The sequence below is a fragment of the Enterobacter sp. CFEC122 genome, from assembly GCF_052983755.1.
Genome location: NZ_JBRIQR010000009.1, coordinates 105,859 through 125,723, shown reverse-complemented (window position 1 = coordinate 125,723; position 19,865 = coordinate 105,859). Strand labels below are relative to the sequence as shown.

At 56.8% G+C, this 19,865-nt stretch carries 16 protein-coding genes; 15 read left to right on the top strand and 1 reads right to left on the bottom strand.

Annotated elements, in window-relative coordinates:
- Positions 1-17: 17 nt before the first annotated feature.
- On the bottom strand, positions 18-2,306 hold the full coding sequence (locus tag ACVCAM_RS08685) for an FdhF/YdeP family oxidoreductase (protein WP_407223459.1): 2,289 nt from the start codon (positions 2,304-2,306) through the stop codon (positions 18-20).
- Positions 2,307-3,310: 1,004 nt separating this feature from the next.
- Between ACVCAM_RS08685 and ACVCAM_RS08680 the strand changes: the two genes are divergently transcribed.
- The 15 genes from ACVCAM_RS08680 to ACVCAM_RS08610 all read left to right on the top strand — a co-directional run bounded on the left by ACVCAM_RS08680 (position 3,311) and on the right by ACVCAM_RS08610 (position 19,862).
- Positions 3,311-3,805, top strand: a complete 495-nt coding sequence (locus ACVCAM_RS08680) for a hypothetical protein (protein WP_008502651.1) — start codon at positions 3,311-3,313, stop codon at positions 3,803-3,805.
- Between the two features lie 23 nt (positions 3,806-3,828).
- A complete protein-coding gene (tssJ, locus tag ACVCAM_RS08675) occupies positions 3,829-4,332 on the top strand; it encodes a type VI secretion system lipoprotein TssJ (RefSeq protein WP_023344389.1) in 504 nt (167 codons plus the stop codon).
- Between the two features lie 28 nt (positions 4,333-4,360).
- Positions 4,361-5,704 carry a type VI secretion system baseplate subunit TssK gene (gene tssK / locus ACVCAM_RS08670; RefSeq protein WP_407223457.1) on the top strand — a complete coding sequence of 448 codons (1,344 nt, stop codon included), beginning with the start codon at positions 4,361-4,363 and terminating at the stop codon, positions 5,702-5,704.
- 17 nt (positions 5,705-5,721) lie between these two features.
- Positions 5,722-6,960, top strand: a complete 1,239-nt coding sequence (locus ACVCAM_RS08665; RefSeq protein WP_008502648.1) for a DotU family type VI secretion system protein — start codon at positions 5,722-5,724, stop codon at positions 6,958-6,960.
- A gap of 3 nt (positions 6,961-6,963) precedes the next feature.
- Positions 6,964-10,584, top strand: coding sequence for a type VI secretion system membrane subunit TssM (gene tssM, locus ACVCAM_RS08660; RefSeq protein WP_447093571.1), 3,621 nt, complete (start codon positions 6,964-6,966; stop codon positions 10,582-10,584).
- Between the two features lie 16 nt (positions 10,585-10,600).
- Positions 10,601-11,317 carry a type VI secretion system-associated protein TagF gene (tagF, locus tag ACVCAM_RS08655; RefSeq protein ID WP_008502646.1) on the top strand — a complete coding sequence of 239 codons (717 nt, stop codon included), beginning with the start codon at positions 10,601-10,603 and terminating at the stop codon, positions 11,315-11,317.
- 11 nt (positions 11,318-11,328) lie between these two features.
- Complete coding sequence (tssA, locus tag ACVCAM_RS08650) at positions 11,329-12,345, top strand: type VI secretion system protein TssA (RefSeq protein WP_023293800.1); 1,017 nt, start codon at positions 11,329-11,331, stop codon at positions 12,343-12,345.
- Positions 12,346-12,420: 75 nt separating this feature from the next.
- Positions 12,421-12,945 (top strand): type VI secretion system contractile sheath small subunit, encoded by a 525-nt coding sequence (gene tssB / locus ACVCAM_RS08645; RefSeq protein WP_008502644.1) that lies wholly within the window; start codon positions 12,421-12,423, stop codon positions 12,943-12,945.
- Between the two features lie 3 nt (positions 12,946-12,948).
- Positions 12,949-14,448 (top strand): type VI secretion system contractile sheath large subunit, encoded by a 1,500-nt coding sequence (gene tssC, locus ACVCAM_RS08640; RefSeq protein ID WP_021240385.1) that lies wholly within the window; start codon positions 12,949-12,951, stop codon positions 14,446-14,448.
- A 98-nt stretch (positions 14,449-14,546) separates the two neighbouring features.
- Complete coding sequence (locus ACVCAM_RS08635) at positions 14,547-15,212, top strand: hypothetical protein (protein WP_407223454.1); 666 nt, start codon at positions 14,547-14,549, stop codon at positions 15,210-15,212.
- Between the two features lie 681 nt (positions 15,213-15,893).
- Positions 15,894-16,376 (top strand): Hcp family type VI secretion system effector, encoded by a 483-nt coding sequence (locus ACVCAM_RS08630; protein ID WP_008502640.1) that lies wholly within the window; start codon positions 15,894-15,896, stop codon positions 16,374-16,376.
- 67 nt (positions 16,377-16,443) lie between these two features.
- Positions 16,444-16,866: a putative T6SS immunity periplasmic lipoprotein gene (locus ACVCAM_RS08625; RefSeq protein WP_071580364.1), complete on the top strand. Its 423-nt coding sequence runs from the start codon at positions 16,444-16,446 to the stop codon at positions 16,864-16,866.
- Position 16,867: 1 nt separating this feature from the next.
- Entirely contained in the window at positions 16,868-17,221 is a 354-nt protein-coding gene (locus ACVCAM_RS08620; protein ID WP_025913120.1) for a T6SS amidase immunity protein Tai4 family protein, read from the top strand.
- Between the two features lie 86 nt (positions 17,222-17,307).
- Complete coding sequence (gene tagH / locus ACVCAM_RS08615) at positions 17,308-19,068, top strand: type VI secretion system-associated FHA domain protein TagH (RefSeq protein ID WP_025913119.1); 1,761 nt, start codon at positions 17,308-17,310, stop codon at positions 19,066-19,068.
- Complete coding sequence (locus ACVCAM_RS08610; RefSeq protein WP_008502637.1) at positions 19,065-19,862, top strand: PP2C family protein-serine/threonine phosphatase; 798 nt, start codon at positions 19,065-19,067, stop codon at positions 19,860-19,862. Before tagH ends, ACVCAM_RS08610 begins: the two co-directional genes overlap by 4 nt.
- The last annotated feature ends 3 nt before the right edge of the window (positions 19,863-19,865 follow it).

The window sequence follows — 19,865 nt, the reverse complement described above, 5'->3', positions numbered from 1 at the left end:
TTCTCTGCGCGATCGGCTTACAGCATGCGGATCTCTTTTGAGCGCAGGGTGATGCGAACTGGAACGGATTTATACGACGGCGTACCGCTGTCCTTATCCAGATAATCAAGCGGGACCAGCACGTTGGCCTCCGGATAATAGGCCCCGACGGTCCCCGGCGCGATGTTGTACGCCACCACGGTAATGTCTTCCAGACGCTGTCCGTTGCCGGGCAGGGCGGTTTCGATATCCACGCGGTCGCCGTGTTCCAGCCCTGACTGCGCCATATCCTCTTCGTTCATAAACAGCACGTCGCGGCGGCCAAACACGCCGCGGTAGCGGTCGTCCAGCGCGTAAATGGTGGTGTTGTACTGGTCGTGGCTGCGCAGCGTGATCAGGCGCAGGACGTGCTCACCTTCACCGCTGGCGTTCTCGTGTACGCCGTCGAAGACCGAGAACATCGCTTTTCCCGTCGCCGTTGGCCAGAGACGTTGCGTTGGCGGCAGCGGCATACGGAAGCCGCCGGGAACGCGGATCCGCGCGTTATAGTTCTCAAACCCCGGAATGGTCTGCTCGATCAGATCGCGGATGCGGTCGTAATCCTCAACCAGCGTCATCCAGTCCACGCGGGTATCCGGCAGGGTGGCTTTCGCCATGCCCGCGACGATAGCGGGTTCTGACCGAAGCAACGGGGAGGCGGGTTTTAGCTTGCCGGATGAGGCATGCACCATCGACATCGAGTCTTCAACGGTAATGGACTGGCGGCCGGTGGCCTGAACATCCAGCTCGGTACGGCCAAGACACGGGAAAATAAAGGTCTCTTTGCCCACCAGCAGATGGGTACGGTTGAGCTTGGTGCCGACGTGGACGCTCAAATCCAGGGAGCCCATGGCCGGGAACCCGCGTTCATGGTCGGGCATCGCCACCGCAAAATTACCGCCGAGGCAGATGAGCGCCTTCGCGCGGCCGTCGATCATCGCCTGGGTGGCCTGCACCGCGTCATGGCCGTGGTGAGACGGTGGCTCAAAGCCGAAAACCTCCTTCAGACTGTTCAGGAAGGCTGGCGTGGGTTTCTCGCTAATCCCGACGGTACGGTTCCCCTGCACGTTTGAGTGACCGCGCAGCGGGCATATTCCCGCGCCGGGTTTACCGATATTCCCGCGCATCAGCAGCAGGTCCGCAATCAGGCGGACGTTGGCCGTCCCTTTATTGTGCTGGGTAATGCCCATCCCGTAGGTAATAATGGTGGCATTCGATTTCGCATAGGCCTCAGCCACCTGTTTGAGTGCCCCCTGGCTCAGACCCGACTCGCGCTCAATGTCGTCCCAGCGGGTTTGTGCGATATCGTCGGCAAAGTCCTCAAAGCCCTGGGTGTGTTCGGCAATAAACGCGCGATCGAGCACGTCCCCGCGTTCGGCCTCCATTTCCAGCAGGTGTTTGGCAATCCCTTTCAGCGCGGCGGCATCGCCTCCGGCCTTCACCTGGAAATAGGTCGAGGCGATATCCGTGGAGCCGTAGGTCGCCATTTCAATCACGCTTTGCGGGTCCGCAAAACGTTCCAGCGCGCGCTCGCGCAGCGGGTTAAAGACGATAATCGGCACGTTGCGACGGGCCAGCTCATGGAGGGTCCCCATCATTCGCGGATGGTTCGTACCGGGGTTATGGCCGATGGAGATCACAAGCTCCGTCTTGTCGAAATCGTCCAGCGAGACGGTCCCTTTCCCGATGCCAATCGAACGGGGCAAACCGACGCTGGTGGCCTCGTGACACATATTCGAGCAGTCGGGGAAGTTGTTGGTGCCGTATTCACGGGCAAACAGCTGGAACAGATACGCCGCTTCGTTAGAGGCGCGTCCGGAGGTATAGAACTCGACCTGGTCCGGCTCGAGCCCGCGCAATACTTCGCCGATGCGTTGAAACGCCGCGTCCCAGTCGACGGGGCGGAAGGTGTCACTCGCCCGATCATAGCGCAGGGGGTGCGTGAGTCGACCGTAGCCTTCCAGCTCAAAGTCCGATTTTGCCAGCAGCGAGGAGACGCTGTTTTCAGCCAGAAACGCGGGGGTGACGCGTTTGCTCGTTGCTTCCCAGGTCACCGCTTTGGCACCGTTTTCGCAGAACTGGAACGTCGATTTGTGTTCTTTATCAGGCCACGCGCAGCCCGGGCAGTCGAAGCCGTCAGGTTGGTTAGTGCGCAGCAGCGTCGCGGGGGCGTCAAGGGTATCCATTTGGGTGCGTACCGCAATGGCCGTTGCTTTCAATGCGCCCCAGCCGCCAGCAGGGCCGTCATAGTGTCTGATGCCTGGCACCGAGCGTCTTTTCTTGTTCATACCCACTCCTGATTTGTTCGATCACACAACGCCTGAGCTCAAAAAATCACTGACGAGAGCAATAGGTGAAAGCAATGACGGCCGGATGGCAACGCACATACGGAACGGAAAAATGCCTTAACGCAAACTCTTTTTATTACAGTAATTTATTTGGTCTGGTGTTTAAATATTTAAAGAAATTATAACGAATTTTTATCATTTTAATAATAAATCTTATCTATCGTCCGGTAGGTGAGATAGATGGCGGTGAGCAGGAAAGTATGTAGCGGCAGTAAAACTTCGAATGAAGCTGATGCGCTGGAGATATCGCCGCGATTCGCGGCTGGTGGGCTGCTGGAGGCATTTTTCAATTGAGAGAATGGCAGGAAGGTTTACTCACGCTTAATGAATAATAGATATAAGGTATACCTGACAGTGGAATTATTACGGCCGAAAATATACGCTTTTTTTGCGGCATGAAATTAACATCTTGCTGCGTAAGTGAAATATTCTCACCCAGGCGATGAAGCGTCTTCAATATTAAAGATACCCTGTTAGTGCAACAAATAATTCATCAGAGATATATTCCTTTGACATCAAAAAAACGCGAATTCTACTAATTATGGTAGTGGCGATAATAACGTGATTGCGTTAATGAAAGTGGTTCTCCTTTGTGTTTTTTAATATATAAAACATAAAGTTATGTCGTTTTGTGGTGAAGAAATAAGAAAGGGTGGGCCATAACGTTTTTTATCATAGGATTAATCCTATAATTTTCCGACTGCTTCATTTACCAACAGTTACGCGGCGGTAAATATTGAATTGATACGAAGCTCATGTAAACTTGTTTACCGTTTGTCAAAATATGTCAGGAAAACACTGGGCCTTATTCTGAAAGGCTCGTGCGGTAGCTATGCCCTTAAAGTAGTAACGCCCCGAAAATATCCTGGCTATTTTAACAATAGCACTTAAGTCAAACTTCATCCCCTTATCTCCATCATCGAAATATCGCTACGGAAAAGCATATGAAAATGCGCGTACTGTTTTCACTTCTGTTTGTAATGGCGGTGGCGGGCTGTAAAGCACCGCAGAAACCTGTGATCAACGACGATACGATCGAGACCAGCCAGGTCAACGGCGTCACCTTAACCCACCGTCACGCCGTGACGGCGCCGACGGAGTTCAACCCGGTTAACGAGCCGTATCGTGCCATGTATCCGGCCTCCCTGATGAGCCGTCCTGACTTTGGCGGTAAAGTTATCCGCACTCTCGAGACCGGAAAAACGTACGTGGTGCTGGGGCAGGTTGAACACTACTGGATGGCGCTTGCCGATGAAGGTAACGAACAGCTGATTGGTTACGTTCCGATGCGCGCTGTTATCAAGGCCGACCAGTACGACGCCGCCGTGCGTAAACAGGCTATTCGTCCAAAGGCGCGTAAAAAAGCGACCTGTGTTGATGTCGACGGTAACAGCAAAGCCTGCAAAGACAGCGCTAACGGTACCTGGATCCTGAACTAAACGGCTTTCATGAGCGCATTTTTATGAATAATAAAAATTTTCATAGGCTGTGGTTATTCTTTTACGCGATGATTTTCGCGCTGATCGGTGGTTGTTCGTCGTCTTCACACAGCGACCCCTCCCGCTACAACCTGCAGTTTCAGGCTCATCCACAAATCAATGAATCTGCGCCGCTTAAGGTTCGGGTACTGTTGCTGAAATCCGATGCGGATTTCATGTCCAGCGACTTCTACTCCCTGCAGAACAACGCGTCAGCCACGCTTGGCGCGAATCTGCTGAACAGCGATGTGTTCTTCCTGATGCCGGGACAGCTGTCAAAAACTCTCAGCGGGCAAAGCTCGCCGGAGGCTCGCTACATCGGCGTGATGGCGGAGTACCAGGTGCTGGATGGCAAAAAATGGCGCGTTTCACTCCCTCTGCCCGTGCCTGGCGAAAATCATATCTACCAGTTCTGGAAATGGTCCGCCGATGAACTTCAGGCCAACGTTTTTCTCGACGTGAACGGCATTCGGGTCATCAGCCAGTAACGCGCTTCTAAACAGGAAACACATCATCATGACGAAAGCAGAAAAGGTCGTCTGGACCGAAGGCATGTTCCTGCGTCCACACCATTTTCAGCGGACTGAAAGCTATCTGCTCAACCATGTTCGTGAATGGGGCGCGCTGCAGCGATCGTATCTCTGGGGCTTTCTCGACGTTGAACTGGATGAAGCGATGCTTCGTCAGGGATGCATTGCCCTGAGCTACTGCAGTGGGCTGCTGCCGGACGGCACCTTTTTCCAGGTGCGCAACGGGCGTAACGGTCCAGTACCGCTGAAAATTCCTGACAATCTCACCAACGAAAAGGTGGTGCTCGCACTGCCGGTTCGTCGTGGCGAGAGAGAAGAGGTGATTTTCAGCGAAGAGCCATCCTCGCTGGCGCGCTTTATCGCGTTCGAGCAGGAGGTGGAGGACGATAACGCCATGTCGGTGGGGGATGCTACCGTCCAGTTTGGCCGCCTGCGTCTGACCCTGATGCTCGAAAAAGACCTCACGGCGGAGTGGACCGCCATCGGCGTGGCGTTTGTGACCGAGAAGCGTAACGACAACCACGTGCGGCTCGACAACAGCTACATCCCGCCGATGCTCAATGCCAATAACAGCCCGCAGCTCTACAGCATGATCAACGATCTGCACGGCTTACTGGTGCAGCGCAGCCAGCAGATTGGCGGCCGTTTGCGCCAGCCCGGCCGCTTTAACACCTCTGAAATGATCGAGTTTACGCTGCTGTCGCTGGTTAATCGTCATCTGGGCGAGGTGTCTCATTTAAAAACCCTCCCGCTGCTGCACCCGGAAACGCTCTGGCGCAGCTGGCTGCCGTTTGCCACCGAGCTCGCCACCTGGACGTCGCAGCGGACCGCCGAAAGCGTGCTGCCGATTTACGATCATGACGATCTGGCGAACTGCTTCAGCAAGCTGATGCTGATGCTGCGTCAGGGGCTGTCGCTGGTGATGGAAGACCACGCTATCCAGCTGCCGCTTAACGAGCGCTCTCACGGCCTCAACATCGCCACGGTGCCTGAAACCAGCATGGTGCGTGAGTTCGGCTTCGTGCTGGCGGTCAAAGCCAACGTGCCGGGCGAACACCTGCAAACTCATTTCCCGGCGCAGATGAAGGTCGCACCGGTGTCGAAAATCCGCGATCTGGTTCAGCTTCAGCTGCCGGGCATTATGCTGCGCGCCATGCCGGTTGCACCGCCGCAGATCCCGTGGCATGCCGGCTACAGCTACTTTGAGCTCGAGAAGGGCAGCGAGCTGTGGCACGAGATGGATAAGTCCGGCGCATTCGCCATGCACCTTGCGGGGGAGTTCCCGGGGCTGGATATGGAGTTTTGGGCCATCCGTAGCCCGACAGAATAATAAAGCGAGCGCTTAATATGCAGGAACGACAGGATACCGGCAGCGATGCCGCGTTCACCGGGGCCAGTAGCAACAATCAGCTGGTGGCGGCCGCCAATCCGCTGCTCAATGCGATTCCGCAGATCCGTCATTCGGTATCGCACGACGATCAGGTGGCGTTACGCCAGCGCCTAATCGATGAAATTCGCCGTTTCGAAGTCCGCTGTCAGCAGGCGGGGCTGCCCTACGAAGTGATCGTCGGGGCACGTTACTGCCTCTGTACGGCGCTCGATGAGGCTGCCGCGCTGACCCCCTGGGGCAGCAGCGGGGTCTGGTCAAGCAATGGCCTGCTGGTGACGTTCCATAACGAAACCTGGGGCGGCGAGAAGTTCTTCCAGCTGCTGGCGCGCCTGTCGCAAAACCCGCGCGAGCACATTCTGCTGCTGGAGATGATCAACTACTGCCTGCTGCTCGGCTTCGAAGGACGCTATCGGGTGCTGGACAATGGCCGCACCCAGCTTGAGACCATCAAGCAGCGGCTGTGGCAGATGATCCGCGGCGTGCGCGGCAGCTATCCGGCGCCGCTTTCTCCCCATCCGGAAGATCGCCCGGTGCTGCGCAAGCTCTGGCGGCCGATGGTTCCCCTGTGGGCCTGCGTGGCGCTGGCCGGGTTTATCGCCTGCCTGTTCTATATCGTGCTCAACTGGCGTCTTGGCGACAGCACCAACCCGGTGCTGGCGAAGATTTACCAGTCCCAGCTGCCGGAAACCACTATTCAGCAACCGGCGCGTCAGCTTCCGGCTGTGCTGAACCTGCGCGGCTTCCTGAAACCTGAAATCGAGGCTGGCCTGGTCGCGGTGAAAGACGAAGCGGATCGCAGCGTCGTTATCCTGAAGGGCGACGGGCTGTTTGCTTCTGCCTCTACCGTCGTGCGCGACCGCTATGAGCCGGTCATCCACCGCATCGCGCAGGCAATGAATAACGTGAGCGGCAAAATTCTGGTGGTGGGCTACAGCGACAACGTGCCGATCCGCAGCGCGCGCTTTGCCTCTAACTATGAACTCTCTCTGGAACGCGCCCGCTCGGTACAGAAAATGCTGCAGGGAAGCCTCTCTCAGCCTGGCCGCGTGAAAGCGGAAGGGCGGGGCGAGATTAACCCGGTGGCGCCGAACACGACGCCTGAAAACCGCGCCCGTAACCGCCGTGTGGAAATTACTCTGCTGGTGTCGCCTGAAAATACCCAGGCCGAGCTGAACGGATTGCCGCAAGGAAACTAAGGAATGCTGACGACTCTTCTTTCCATACTGACTAACCGCATTCTGTGGAGCTTCCTCGGCGTCACGGCGCTGGCGGCGGTGATCTGGATGATTGGCCCGCTGTTGTCCATCGTGGACACCCGGCCGCTTGAATCTGAACAGAACCGCATCATCAGTATCGCCGTGGTCTATCTGCTGTGGGCGCAGGGCCACATTCTGCCGCGTCTTTACAACGCCTGGCTGAACCGCAAGCTGATGGACAAGCTCAATGAGAACACCACCAGCCCGGAAGCGGCGGATCCGCAGAAGCGACTGAACAACGAGGAGCAGATCCTCGCCAGCCGTTTTGATGAAGCCGCGCAGATGCTGAAAAAAGCGCACTTCAGCAAGGCGGGGCAGGGCGCTCAGTGGACGCAGCGCTTCAGCACGCAATACCTCTATCAGCTGCCGTGGTACGTCATTATCGGCGCGCCGGGTTCCGGTAAAACCACGGCGCTGGTCAACTCCGGGTTGCAGTTCCCGCTGGCCGACCGCTTCGGTAAGACCGCCCTGCGCGGCATTGGCGGCACGCGTAACTGCGACTGGTGGTTTACCAACGAGGCCGTGCTGCTGGACACCGCGGGTCGCTATACCACCCAGGAGAGCGAGCAGGTGCAGGACGCCGGGGAATGGCTGCAGTTCATGGGGTTACTGCGCAAGTATCGCCGCCGCCAGCCGATCAACGGTGTGATCGTCACCATCAGCATTTCTGACCTGCTCACCCAGTCAGCCGAGGCGTCCCGCCAGCAGGCGGTGAACCTGCGCCAGCGTCTGTCCGAGCTGCATGAACAGCTGGGGATTCGCTTCCCGGTCTACGTGATGGTGACCAAGGCCGACCTGCTCAAAGGCTTCCGCGCCTGGTTTGCCGACTACGATAAAGCGCAGCGCGACCAGATTTGGGGCTTCACGCTGCCGTGGGAACAAACCAAACACGCCGATTACGACCTGATGGGCAATTTCCAGCAGGAGTTTTCTCTGCTGCAGCAGCGCCTCGACGCCGGGCTGCCGGAAACCATGCTCAAAGAGCATGACGCGAAGACCCGCGCCGAAGCGTATCTTTTCCCGCAGGAGTTCGCTGCGCTGCGTCCGCTGCTGGCGGATTACCTGAGCACGGTCTTCGCCCGCTCGAACTTCGAAACCGAGTTCTCTCCGCGCGGGATCTACTTCGCCAGCGGGACGCAGGAAGGCATGCCGTTCGACCGCGTGATGGGCGAACTGAACCGCGCGCTGTCGCTGCCGGAAGGGGCAGAGCGCGATAACTGGGATTCGGTCAGCAAAGAATCGCCAATCCCGGGCGCAAAAGGCCAGAGTTTCTTCATCAAGAACCTGCTGCAAAACGTCATCTTCCAGGAAGCCGGGATCGCCGGAGAAAACCGCTGGTGGGAGCTGCGCAACCGGGCCGTGATCTGGTCTGGCTATGCGGCGCTGCTGGCCCTGCTGGTGATCCTGGGTGGACTGTGGCTCACCAGCTATGCCAAAAACAAGGCCTACCTGGAAGAAGTGGATGCGAAGGTTCCGCTGCTCGACCAGCAGAGCAAGGCCTTACAGAACCAGACCCAGCGTGACCTGTTCGAACTGCTGCCGCTGCTGAATAGCCTGGTGGATCTGCCGAAAAGCGACGCGTTTGACGTGAACGATCCGCCGGTCTCCCGCCGTATGGGGCTTTATCGCGGGGATGACGTCAGCGACGCCTCTCAGTCCCTGTATCAGAAAGCGCTGGATCAGATGCTGCTCCCTGCCGTCGCCATGCACATCACCACCTGGCTTCGCAACGACAACGGCAGCGATGTGGAATACAGCTACGAGGCGCTGAAAGCCTATCAGATGCTCTATCAGCCGAAGCACTACGACGGCAAATTCCTGCATTCGTGGGTAATGCTCAACCTGCAGCGTAACCTGCCGCAGAACGTCACGAAGGCGCAGCTGCAGCAGCTTGAATGGCACCTGACGCAGCTGCTGGAGCCGAAAATTCAGGCCTCGCCGTACGCGCAGGACGAGTCCCTGGTGGCGCGCGAAAGAGCGATGATCGGCCAGCAGCCGCTTTCAACCCGCGTCTACGGCCGCCTGAAGCGCCTGCTGGAACATGACGACAACCTGAAGCCGGTCTCCCTTTCCGACCTGGGCGGACCGCAGAGCGAGCTGGTATTTTCCCGCAAAAGCGGCAAGCCGGTGAGCGAGGGCGTTCCGGGTCTGTATACGCCGGACGGCTACTGGAAAAGCTTTAACGGCCAGATTGACAGCGTTACCACCGCCCTGCACGAGGACGATGCCTGGGTGCTGGGGGCCGCCACGGCGCAGGATGATAAACAGCAGATCGATAACGCCGTGCGCCAGCTCTATATGCGCGACTTTATCGCTAACTGGGATCGCTTTCTCGCTGACATTCAGCTGAATAACAGCGCCGACCTTTCCCAGCGCATCAACACCGCGCGCCTGCTTTCCGGCGCCAACTCGCAGCTGCGCCGCCTGGTGCAGAACCTGAGCCAGGTCCTGACGCTCTCCCGCGATACGCCAGCGCCGGAAGATGCGGGTAAAGCGCAGGCGCAAAGCAGCCGCGCTACCCGCACGCTGGAAGCGCTGTTCAGCAATAATGACAATGCGCCAACGCAGGCCGCCGCGGTTACCCAGGCGCCGGAGCAGCTGGTGACCGACCATTACGCGCCGATGATTGAGCTGGCCCAGCCGCTGGAGAAGGGCGGGAAGACCATCGTGTTTGACGATTTTCTCAAGCAGGTGGATGAGCTGTATCGCTACCTGACCGCGGTTCAGGACGCGGCCAACAGCGGTATGCCGGCGCCGGGCGGGGAGGCGATCAGGCGCCTGCAGGCCAGCGCCGGTCGTCTGCCGGGCGGGCTGCAAACCATGTTCAGCAACATGGCGGTGGGCGCCAGCAGCGACACCCAGCGCCGTGACCTGGAAAACGTGCGTAAGCGCATTAACGTTGAGGTGGGCGGGTTCTGCCGTCAGGCGATTGCCGGTCGCTACCCGCTGGTGCGCAGCGCCAGCACCGAGGTCACCCCTGACGATCTCGCGCGCATGTTTGCGCCGGGGACCGGGCTGATGGATACCTTCTTTCGCGATAACCTGACCAGCAAAGTGGACACCACCCAGGCCAACTGGCGCTTTATGCCGGGCATCGACGGGAAAACGCTGCCGGGAAGCGAAGGGCTGCTGAGACCGTTCCAGCAGGCCCAGTCGATTCGCGACGCCTTCTTTGCTAACGGCGCAACCACGCCGTCCTTCAAGGTGACGGTTCGCACCGTGCGAATGGATAACACCATTCTGAACCTGACCCTGGACGTGGACGGTCAGCTGCTGCGCTACAGCCACGGGCCGCAGGCGGTGCAGATCATGAACTGGCCGGGGCCGGGCGGCACCAACCAGGTCCGCATGCAGCTGGGTCTGGCGAACGGCAGCACGGCGACGCTGGTGACCAACGGTTCCTGGGCGCTGAACCGCTTCTTTGATAAAGCGAGCACCAGCCCGGGGGCGGGTAGCCTCAGCCGTCAGGCCACCTTCAACGTCGACGGACATCAGGTCACGCTGGAGTTTGCGCCAAACAGCATTCGCAACCCGTTCCAGCTTCCCCGTTTCTCATGCCCATAACCGCAAGGACAGCCGTATGACGAATACCCCTGCGATGAACCGCTACAGCTGGTATGGCAAGTTACCCAGCGCCGGAGATTTTTTGCAGCGCCGCTTTCCTGACACCTTACAGCGCCAGTGGTCGCACTGGTTCCAGGTCGGTCTGCTGGCCTGGCAGCAGGAAGAGCAGCGCAGCGGCGAGCGCCCGTTTCAGAAAGCGCCCGTCTGGAATTTTGTGGTACCGCCCATGCTGGGCAGCCAGATGATCCAGATGGGCTGTCTGCTGCCCGGGCGCGACAGCGTCGGCCGACAATACCCGGTTTGCATTCAGCTGAGCTTCGCCCCGTCAGAGTGGTCGACCAGCCTGCTCAGCCAGGCCGAAAGCTGGTATCAGCAGATTGGACGCCTGGGGCTGCACGCGGTGCGCAACAGTTTTTCCGCCTCGCAGCTCGACGAGATGCTGATGTCCATTCCGGCGCCGCAGCCGGTCGAGCCGCAAAAGCGCTCCGACATCCTGGATGTGATTGGCTACGACGAGGACGGCCAGAGCACGCTGGGCTGGCCTCAGGCGGCAGAGTGCTTTGACCCGCTGCGTCAGACCAGCTACTGGTGGACCAACCGCTGCGACGGATACCCGCTCTACACCCACGTGCACAGCGGTAACTTTACCGGGCAGCTTTTCACCCTGCTGTTCGATCCGGCAGGGGGCGCCCGTCCGGGCCGTCACGGTCTCTATCCGCCTATGTTTGAATAAGCAGGGATCTCATGAATATCGAAGAATTTCTCGCGCCCATAAGCCCTGACAACCCCTGCGGCGAAAACCTGGAGTACGACGCTGACTTCCAGGCGATGAACCAGGCAAGCCTTGGGAAAGCGGAACAGCAGTTTGGCGACACCATCATCCCGGCGGAGCCTGCTGACTGGAACACGGTCGAAAAATACGCCACCAGCCTGCTGACCCGCACCAAAGATCTTCGCGTCCTGCTGGCGTTAACCCATGCCTGGACCCGCCGTCGCGGGCTGGCGGGCTACGCGGACGGATTACTGCTGGTGCAGGAGGCGATCGCCCGCTACTGGGAGCCGCTCTATCCGCTGCTGGAAGAGTATGGCGAAACCGACCCGTTCTACCGCATCAACGCTCTCGCCGGGCTGAGTGATAAATCCGACCTGACGGTCGCGGTACGCAACGCCTCGCTGCTGCGTTCTAACGGCGATGAAATTTCGCTGCGGGATGCCCAGGCGCTGCTGGACGGCAGTAAAACCGAATGCCCGGACTATCCCGGCGGGCGCCCGCGGCTGATTGACGAGCTGGCTCGCGGCGACCAGCCGGGGACCGCCGCGGTCATCGTCATTAACGAACGTCTGCTGGCCATCCGCGAGCTGCTCATCGGGCATCTCGGTGAAAGCGGCGTACCTGAGATGGAGCAGCTGCTGAAAACCGTGGGGCTGGTCGCCAGCGCCTGTCAGGTGACCGACATCAGCAAGCTGCTGCCGAACCGTGAAGCGCAGGCAGAGACACTGGCTGAACAGCAGCCGACGGCAACGCAGCCCGTTCAGCCGGTGACCGACTGGCGCAGCGTGCAGGTCACCAGCCGCGCCGACGCCCAGTTGATGCTGGAAAAAGCGAAGCAGTATTTTGCGCAGTACGAACCAAGCCACCCCGCACCGCTGATGATTGAACGGGTGCAGCGGCTGTCAGAACTTAACTTTATGGACATTATTCGCGACCTGGCGCCAGACGGCGTTAACCAACTGGAAAACATCTTTGGGCGCCGCGAATAGCGCGTCCAGGCATTATGACGTCAGGCATGGAGCCTGGCGTTTCACCTTCACCGCGCATCTTTGATGGAGAACATCATGGCAATGAGTAACAGTGGGCAGAAATTCATCGCACGTAACCGTGCCCCCCGCGTGCAGATCGAGTATGACGTAGAGATCTACGGTGCAGAACGTAAAATTCAGCTGCCGTTTGTGATGGGCGTTATGGCCGATCTGGTCGGCAAACCGGTGGAAAACCTGCCGGCCGTCGACGAGCGTAAATTCCTCGAAATCGACATCGACAACTTTGACGAACGCATGAAGGCGCTGAAGCCGCGCGTGGCGTTCCAGGTGGACAACACCCTGACCGGCGAAGGTAAGCTCAACGTCGATCTGACCTTCGACAGCATGGATGACTTCCTGCCGGACGCGGTGGCCCGCAAGGTTGAGCCGCTGAACAAGCTGCTGGAAGCGCGTACCCAGCTCTCCAACCTGCTGACCTATATGGACGGTAAAAACGGTGCGGAAGAGCTGATCGCAAAAATTCTGCAGGATCCGACGCTGCTCAAATCCCTGAGCCAGTTGCCGAAAAATGACGAAAGCGCGAAAGGTAGCGAGGAATAATCGATGAGCAACCAGACTCAACAACACGAGCAGCAGGCGGGTCAGGCGTTCAGCCAGGATGAATTCAGCGCGCTGCTGAACAAAGAGTTCCGCCCGAAAACCGACCAGGCGCGTTCCGCCGTCGAAAGCGCGGTCAAAACCCTGGCGCAGCAGGCGCTGGAAAATACCGTCACCTTCTCGAACGATACCTACCGCACCATTCAGAACCTGATTGCCGGTATCGACGAACAGCTGTCACAGCAGGTGAACCAGATCATTCATCACGAAGAGTTTCAGAAGCTGGAGAGCGCCTGGCGCGGTCTGAGCTACCTGGTGAACAACACTGAAACGGACGAGATGCTGAAGATCCGCTTTATGAGCATCTCCAAGCAGGAGCTGGGCCGCACCCTGAAGCGCTACAAGGGCGTGGGCTGGGACCAGAGCCCGATCTTCAAGAAAATTTACGAGCAGGAGTACGGTCAGTTCGGCGGCGAGCCGTTTGGCTGCATCGTCGGCGACTACTACTTCGACCACAGCCCGCAGGACGTTGAGCTGCTGGGCGAAATGGCGCGCATCGGGTCTGCGGCGCACTGTCCGTTCATTACCGGTACCGCACCGGGCGTGATGCAGATGGAGTCCTGGCAGGAGCTGGCCAACCCGCGCGACCTGACCAAGATCTTCCAGAACACCGAATACGCCGCCTGGCGTTCACTGCGTGAATCCGAAGATGCCCGCTATCTGGGCCTGGTGATGCCGCGCTTCCTGTCGCGCCTGCCGTACGGCATTCGCACCAACCCGGTCGACAGCTTTGACTTTGAAGAGCAGACCGACGGCGCGAACCACAACAGCTATTCCTGGGCGAACGCCGCGTACGCGATGGCCGCCAACATCAACCGCTCCTTCAAAGAGTACGGCTGGTGCACCTCGATTCGCGGCGTGGAGTCCGGCGGGGCGGTGGAAAACCTGCCGTGCCACACCTTCCCGAGCGATGACGGCGGCGTGGACATGAAGTGCCCAACCGAGATCGCCATCAGCGATCGTCGTGAAGCCGAGCTGGCGAAAAACGGCTTTATGCCGCTGGTTCACCGTAAAAACTCCGACTTTGCTGCCTTCATCGGCGCGCAGTCTCTGCAGAAACCGGCCGAGTACCACGACCCGGATGCCACCGCCAACGCGCGCCTTGCGTCTCGTCTGCCGTACCTGTTCGCCTGCTGCCGCTTTGCCCACTACCTGAAGTGCATCGTGCGCGACAAAATCGGCTCCTTCCGCGAGCGCGAAGAGATGGAGCGCTGGCTGAACGACTGGGTCATGAACTACGTCGACGGTGACCCGGCGAACTCCTCCCAGGAGACCAAGTCCCGCAAACCGCTGGCGGCTGCGGAAGTGCAGGTGCAGGAGATTGAGGACAACCCTGGCTACTACGCCGCGAAGTTCTTCCTGCGTCCTCACTACCAGCTGGAAGGTCTGACCGTTTCTCTGCGTCTGGTATCTAAACTGCCGTCGCTGAAGACGAAAGACGCGTGATGATGAGTGCCGGCCCTGGAGGGCCGGCAAAGTAAACTACATTGGCAAAATTCATCTAGAAAGCCACCGACATTCATGAACCTCAGGAGGAATCAACTTTGGGAACGAGTTCACCAAAAGAAATTGCAGATGGCATGCTGAAAATTTTTGATACGCGTAAACAAAGTGGCCCAGAAATTTTCGCTCGCAGCGCGGTCGATGGTTTTATGTCAATTCCAGAAGACTTATGGATGTTAACAAAAGATTTTCTGGATACAGACCATCGGTGGCGAAATGAAACAGATAAAATTAGATTGTTAACTTTAATAAAAAAAGGGCTTACATCAGAAGATGTGCGTCGGTTAATCAATACAGTGGTCAAACGATATCTGTCTGGTTTATCTGAAGAACAATCTAAGGCACTCCTCCTAAAAGTCGGTGGGTCGCAAGTAGGTGGTATAGCCTTTAAAATGGTTTTCGTAAATGAATTAATTACGCTATTCGTTTCAAAAATTGTGCCGCGATTTCTTGTTTCTGCAGGGCTTACTGGTGTATTAAGTGTGGGGGCTTCAATTTCTCGCTCAGTTTATGCCTCATACGATCTATTAAAATTAAACAAAAATGTTTACTATGAGTTGCGTGGTGCGGGCGATTTAGATTTGTTATATTTTCTCGTTGAAGATAATGTTAAGCCATTTATTGAAGCTATAAATTTCCAACAGAGTCATGGTGCCATAGATAAAGAGATTTTTAGTCAGTTTTTAGCAGGAGCTACTCGTGTTTGAAAGAGCATCAAAGTACGTTATAGTCTATCTCATGCTTATTGTTTCATTTATGCTTTTTTTCTCAACTCTTGGCTATTATATTTTTGTTTTTGATTGGTCGGTAACCATCTTGGAAATAACGATAAATGCCGCTCTATTAATCATTCTCTTAGTTGCATCTATCGCTATTTACTATTTTGCGGAAAAATTAAAATCAAGGCTTTGATTTGCGCAAAAATCTTAGCGAGAAGTGAAATGCTAAAAGTATGACCAGCAGGAAAAGTAATTTTCCAAAAAGTAAACCTGCAGAAGTTGTAGTGACTTTTTCTAATGAAAATACATACCAGGCGGACTGAAAAAGATCTACAGTTGTGAAAATTGCGATAATTAAAAATACAATGGTAAGTATTAATAACAATATTTTCTTCATGTTATGTTGCCTTTGATGAATGATAGACGATTGAAAATATTCTAGATGATACAGTGAATGATTGTCTAGCGCTTAGTTACCATGAAGTGTAACTAACAAAATTTAGGGTGGTTGCAATTGCAGGCACTCTGAAGAGTCTGTACGAAGTACGAATTCGTCAGGCTAGAGGCAGAGGTAAAATATGGACGGTTTTATTCAGCCCCATGCTTTCCTGTTTGCCATATAAGTGCTTTTTCGAAAGCAATAATTTTCATCCACGAAGAGTAGATATTATGGCTATTGATATGTTTCTGAAGGTCGAGGGTGTTACGGGCGAATCTAAAGATTCTAACCACACCGGCTGGACTGATATTACCTCCTTCTCCTGGGGCGCTTCCCAGCCTGGTAATATGAGCGTTGGCGGTGGCGGCGGTGCCGGTAAAGTTAACTTTAACGATCTGCACGTTAATGCCTTGATCGACAAATCCACTACAGCAATCCTGAAACACTGCGCCAGCGGTAAACACCTGACTAAGGTTGAGCTGTCCGTGTGTAAAGCGGGCGGCCAGCAGGTGGAATATTCCCGCATTACGCTGGAAGATGTGCTGGTGACCTCTGTTCAGTACACCGGTGCTGACAACGGCGACACCGTGGGTGTGACCTACGCATTCCAGGCTGCGAAAGTGAAACAGCAGTACTGGGAGCAGACCACTTCTGGTGGTAAAGGTGCTGAAAGTAGCGCTGGCTGGAACATCAAAGAGAACAAAGAAGCGTAATTGCGCATGTGGCCGGGGAATTTTCCCCGGTCTTTATCAGCGTCAAGAACCCTTGGTATCGGCGGGCATGGTTATAAAAAAGTTATTCGGTGTGTTTGCAGTCACGTTAATGGCGAACGCCTGTGTGTCTCATCCTGCACAATATCAGCCACTTTCGGTTACGCTAAAGAACAACGAGCCCTGCTTTGCTATACCTGCTAACTCTGGGGTAGACGCGCCTGTCACCAGTCATTCACCCACCATAATGAAACGCGCGGGAAATGAATGGAAGGCGATATCGCCGCCGTCAACGTTTAGCCCTGAGGTGACGTTAACGACCCAACAATGTCATCAGTGGACGGGGATTACGTGGCAAGCGGGAGAATATGATATTGCTCTGAAAGTGTCAGGGAAAAACGGTTCTATTCGTTATGCGGCTCGTTTCATTTTAGAAGAAGGTCCCTCAGGCCAGTTTAAGTTATTCCTACCAACGCAACTTTCTGGAGCCTGAAATGAAACGTTTATTGCTGCTTGTATTGGTTTTAAATGCCTCCGTTGCTTGTTCCCAAACACTTCCTGATGTGAGTGCTTTTTCTCAGCAACAAATCTTTGAAAACTGGGTGCAAAATCGATGCATCAGTAAGATTGCGGACAGTAAAAGTCTCAAAGATGATGCAGAGGCCAGTGCGGCCGCATGGCTGGAAGCAAGCAATCTCCCTGCTGAGAATTTTGAAAAAGCTGACAAGGTGATTGTTTCTTTACTGAAAGAGAAAGTAGGTGGTACCGAACCGGGTCAATATCAGGTTTTAAAGTGCAGCTTAATCGCCAACAGCGACGCGATTCGTCCGCTCAAAACCGCAAAATAGAACCAATGGAATCGCCCCCAAACGCCGCCGTTCTCGCCCCGAGAGCGGCAGCGTTTGAGCGCTAATCATACCAGCAGGAATACGCCATGCGATTCACGATTATTTCTACGAAACCCGGTCATCAGCCGCCGCAAAGCAGCTGTGATTTTTACGCCCCGGGCGGCACCATTGGGCGCGGTACGGATAACAATCTGGTATTGCCGGACAATGACCGCACCATCTCTCGTCTGCAGGCCATTGTTCACGTTGACGCTCAGGGCGAATGCCGCGTCACCAACCGCGGCAGCGTCACCCGCGTGGTTTTAAATGACATTCCGCTGGAGCGGGGACGTCAGGTTGAGCTGCAGGATGGCGACATTCTCGGTATTGATGACTACCGTATCGAAGTGACCGAGCTGATCCACGATACGCAGCCCGTGAGCCGCATGGCGGCCAGCCTGCACCAGCAGGCGCGTCCGGCCGTGGCTCCTGCGCCTGCGCAGCAGCCGAAACCGGCGAGTGCCGCACCCCGTGGAAAAGCCGAGCCGACCGCCGTGCCAACGGAGATCTGGGATAGCCTGATGCAGGAGTTTTCCATCTCCGACAGCATCTCCAGCAACCGTACAAAACCGCAGCCTGCGGCATCGCACGATCCGTTCTCCCAGCCTGCAGCCCCGGAGCGTAACGCCGAAGATCCGCTGGCGATGTTCAACGACAGCGATCCCACGCTCGAACGTAAGCATGTCGATCCGGACTCGCTGTTCAGCGACGAAGCGCTGTTTAAAAAAGAGAGCATTTTTGACGACGTTACGCCTTCCACGCTGGTGCCACCGGTTGAGACCCAGCCAGCTCCGAACGAAGAGGGGACGGATGAGCTCGATCCGCTGGCCCTGTTTGGCGGTAAGTCCAGCGCGCCAGCCGCGCGTAATGACGACCCGCTCGGGCTGATGGGCGGCGCGCCGTTAACCCATCCGGATGACGTGATTAACGAGAAGCCAGCCCCCGTGCCGGAACCTGAGCAGGAAGAGGACGCGCTGGCCGATTCTCCGCTGTTCGCCCCTGAGCCGCAGGAAGAACCGCGTGCTGAAGAGGAACCCGCGCGACCGGATTACGCTGGCTTCACCATGCCGACGCCACAGGCCGTTGCGCGCAGCAGCGCTCAGGCACCGAAGGGCCGCCTGCGCATCGATCCGGTCAATAACGCCGCCGCCCCAACCGCCACGGCAAACAGCGGTGAGAAGGGCGAAGTGCTGCAGGGCGAGCTGCTGGAGGCGCTGCTGGAGGGGATGGGGCTCAGCGAAATGCAGCCCGTTCCGCAGTTTGACCGTGAAAATATGCGTCAACTGGGGCAGATCCTCGGCATGTTCTCCCAGGGGACCGTGGCGCTGCTCTCCTCGCGCTCCATTCTCAAGCGCGGCGTAAAAGCCGACATGACCATGGTGCTGGACGATGCCAACAACCCGTTCAAGCTGTTGCCGACCGGCAAAACCGTGTTAATCCAGATGTTCGGCACACCGATGCCGGGCTTTATGCCGCCAACCAAATCCGTGCGCGACGCGCTGATCGACCTGCAGGCGCACCAGCTGGGCATGATCTCCGGCATCCGCGCCATTATTGCCGCGATGCTGCAGTCCTTTAACCCGGAACAGCTGGAAGAGCAGGCGAAGCAGAACGGCATGACCTCGCGTCTGGCGCTGCCGGGCAGCCGCAAAGCCGCCCTGTGGGACTACTTTGTTCGCAGCTATGGCGAGACGGCGGGCGAGATTGAGGACGACTTCCACACCCTGTTCGGCGAGGCCTTCCTTCATGCGTATGACATGGAGGTCAATCAGTACAAAGACTCACAGAGCGGATCGGAAGACAAATGAATATCGCAACGGCTTCTCTCTCCCGCCAGGGGACGCGCGCCAGCAACCAGGATCAGACGGGAGAAACCATTGGGGAACGTTCAGCCTGCTTTGTCGTCTGCGACGGCATCGCGGGGCTGCCGGGCGGCGAAGTGGCCGCCGCGCTGGCCCGCAACAGCATTATCTCCCGCTTTGATGGCGACAAACATCTTAATGCGCAGCATATTCGCGACTACGTGCAGACGGCGAATCGCACTATTCTCAGCGAACAGCAGGCCGTTCAGGACTATCGCCGGATGGGCACGACGCTGGTTAGCCTGTTCATTGACCGTGATTACGGGCTGGCCTACTGGGCCCATGCCGGAGACAGCCGCCTGTACCTGTTCCGCCGGGGATGGCTGTGGCATGTGACCACCGACCACAGCCTGGTGCAGCAGATGAAAGATGCCGGGCACCAGACCGACAACCTGAACAGCAATTTGCTCTATCTGGCGCTGGGAATTGAAAACGGCGGGCCGGAAGCGAGCTACAGCGACGTGGTGCAGGTTGAAGACGGTGATGCCTTTTTACTCTGCACCGACGGGTTCTGGCACGGCGTCAGCGAAGAGCAAATGAAGCAGTCGCTGCATATGGTGAATACGCCGCAGGAGTGGCTGACCTTAATGAACCAAATCATTCAAAAGAATGGCGAGCAGGAGGGGAATGCCCAGGATAACTATACTGCCCTGGCGGTATGGATGGGCAACCCTCAGGACACCACTTTGCTGCACACCCTCTCTGACGCAGCACAATTTCTTCCCTGCGGAACTGATTAGACA

Excerpts from the sequence above, each read along its gene's own strand:
- ACVCAM_RS08665 (WP_008502648.1), top strand. The coding sequence starts at position 5,722 with ATGCAGGAACGACAGGATACCGGCAGCGATGCCGCGTTCACCGGGGCC.
- tagH (WP_025913119.1), top strand. The coding sequence starts at position 17,308 with ATGCGATTCACGATTATTTCTACGAAACCCGGTCATCAGCCGCCGCAA.
- tssJ (WP_023344389.1), top strand. The coding sequence starts at position 3,829 with ATGAATAATAAAAATTTTCATAGGCTGTGGTTATTCTTTTACGCGATG.
- ACVCAM_RS08620 (WP_025913120.1), top strand. The coding sequence starts at position 16,868 with ATGAAACGTTTATTGCTGCTTGTATTGGTTTTAAATGCCTCCGTTGCT.
- tssK (WP_407223457.1), top strand. The coding sequence starts at position 4,361 with ATGACGAAAGCAGAAAAGGTCGTCTGGACCGAAGGCATGTTCCTGCGT.
- ACVCAM_RS08610 (WP_008502637.1), top strand. The coding sequence starts at position 19,065 with ATGAATATCGCAACGGCTTCTCTCTCCCGCCAGGGGACGCGCGCCAGC.
- ACVCAM_RS08680 (WP_008502651.1), top strand. The coding sequence starts at position 3,311 with ATGAAAATGCGCGTACTGTTTTCACTTCTGTTTGTAATGGCGGTGGCG.
- ACVCAM_RS08625 (WP_071580364.1), top strand. The coding sequence starts at position 16,444 with ATGGTTATAAAAAAGTTATTCGGTGTGTTTGCAGTCACGTTAATGGCG.
- ACVCAM_RS08630 (WP_008502640.1), top strand. The coding sequence starts at position 15,894 with ATGGCTATTGATATGTTTCTGAAGGTCGAGGGTGTTACGGGCGAATCT.
- tssM (WP_447093571.1), top strand. The coding sequence starts at position 6,964 with ATGCTGACGACTCTTCTTTCCATACTGACTAACCGCATTCTGTGGAGC.
- tssB (WP_008502644.1), top strand. The coding sequence starts at position 12,421 with ATGGCAATGAGTAACAGTGGGCAGAAATTCATCGCACGTAACCGTGCC.
- tssC (WP_021240385.1), top strand. The coding sequence starts at position 12,949 with ATGAGCAACCAGACTCAACAACACGAGCAGCAGGCGGGTCAGGCGTTC.
- tssA (WP_023293800.1), top strand. The coding sequence starts at position 11,329 with ATGAATATCGAAGAATTTCTCGCGCCCATAAGCCCTGACAACCCCTGC.
- tagF (WP_008502646.1), top strand. The coding sequence starts at position 10,601 with ATGACGAATACCCCTGCGATGAACCGCTACAGCTGGTATGGCAAGTTA.
- ACVCAM_RS08685 (WP_407223459.1), bottom strand. The coding sequence starts at position 2,306 with ATGAACAAGAAAAGACGCTCGGTGCCAGGCATCAGACACTATGACGGC.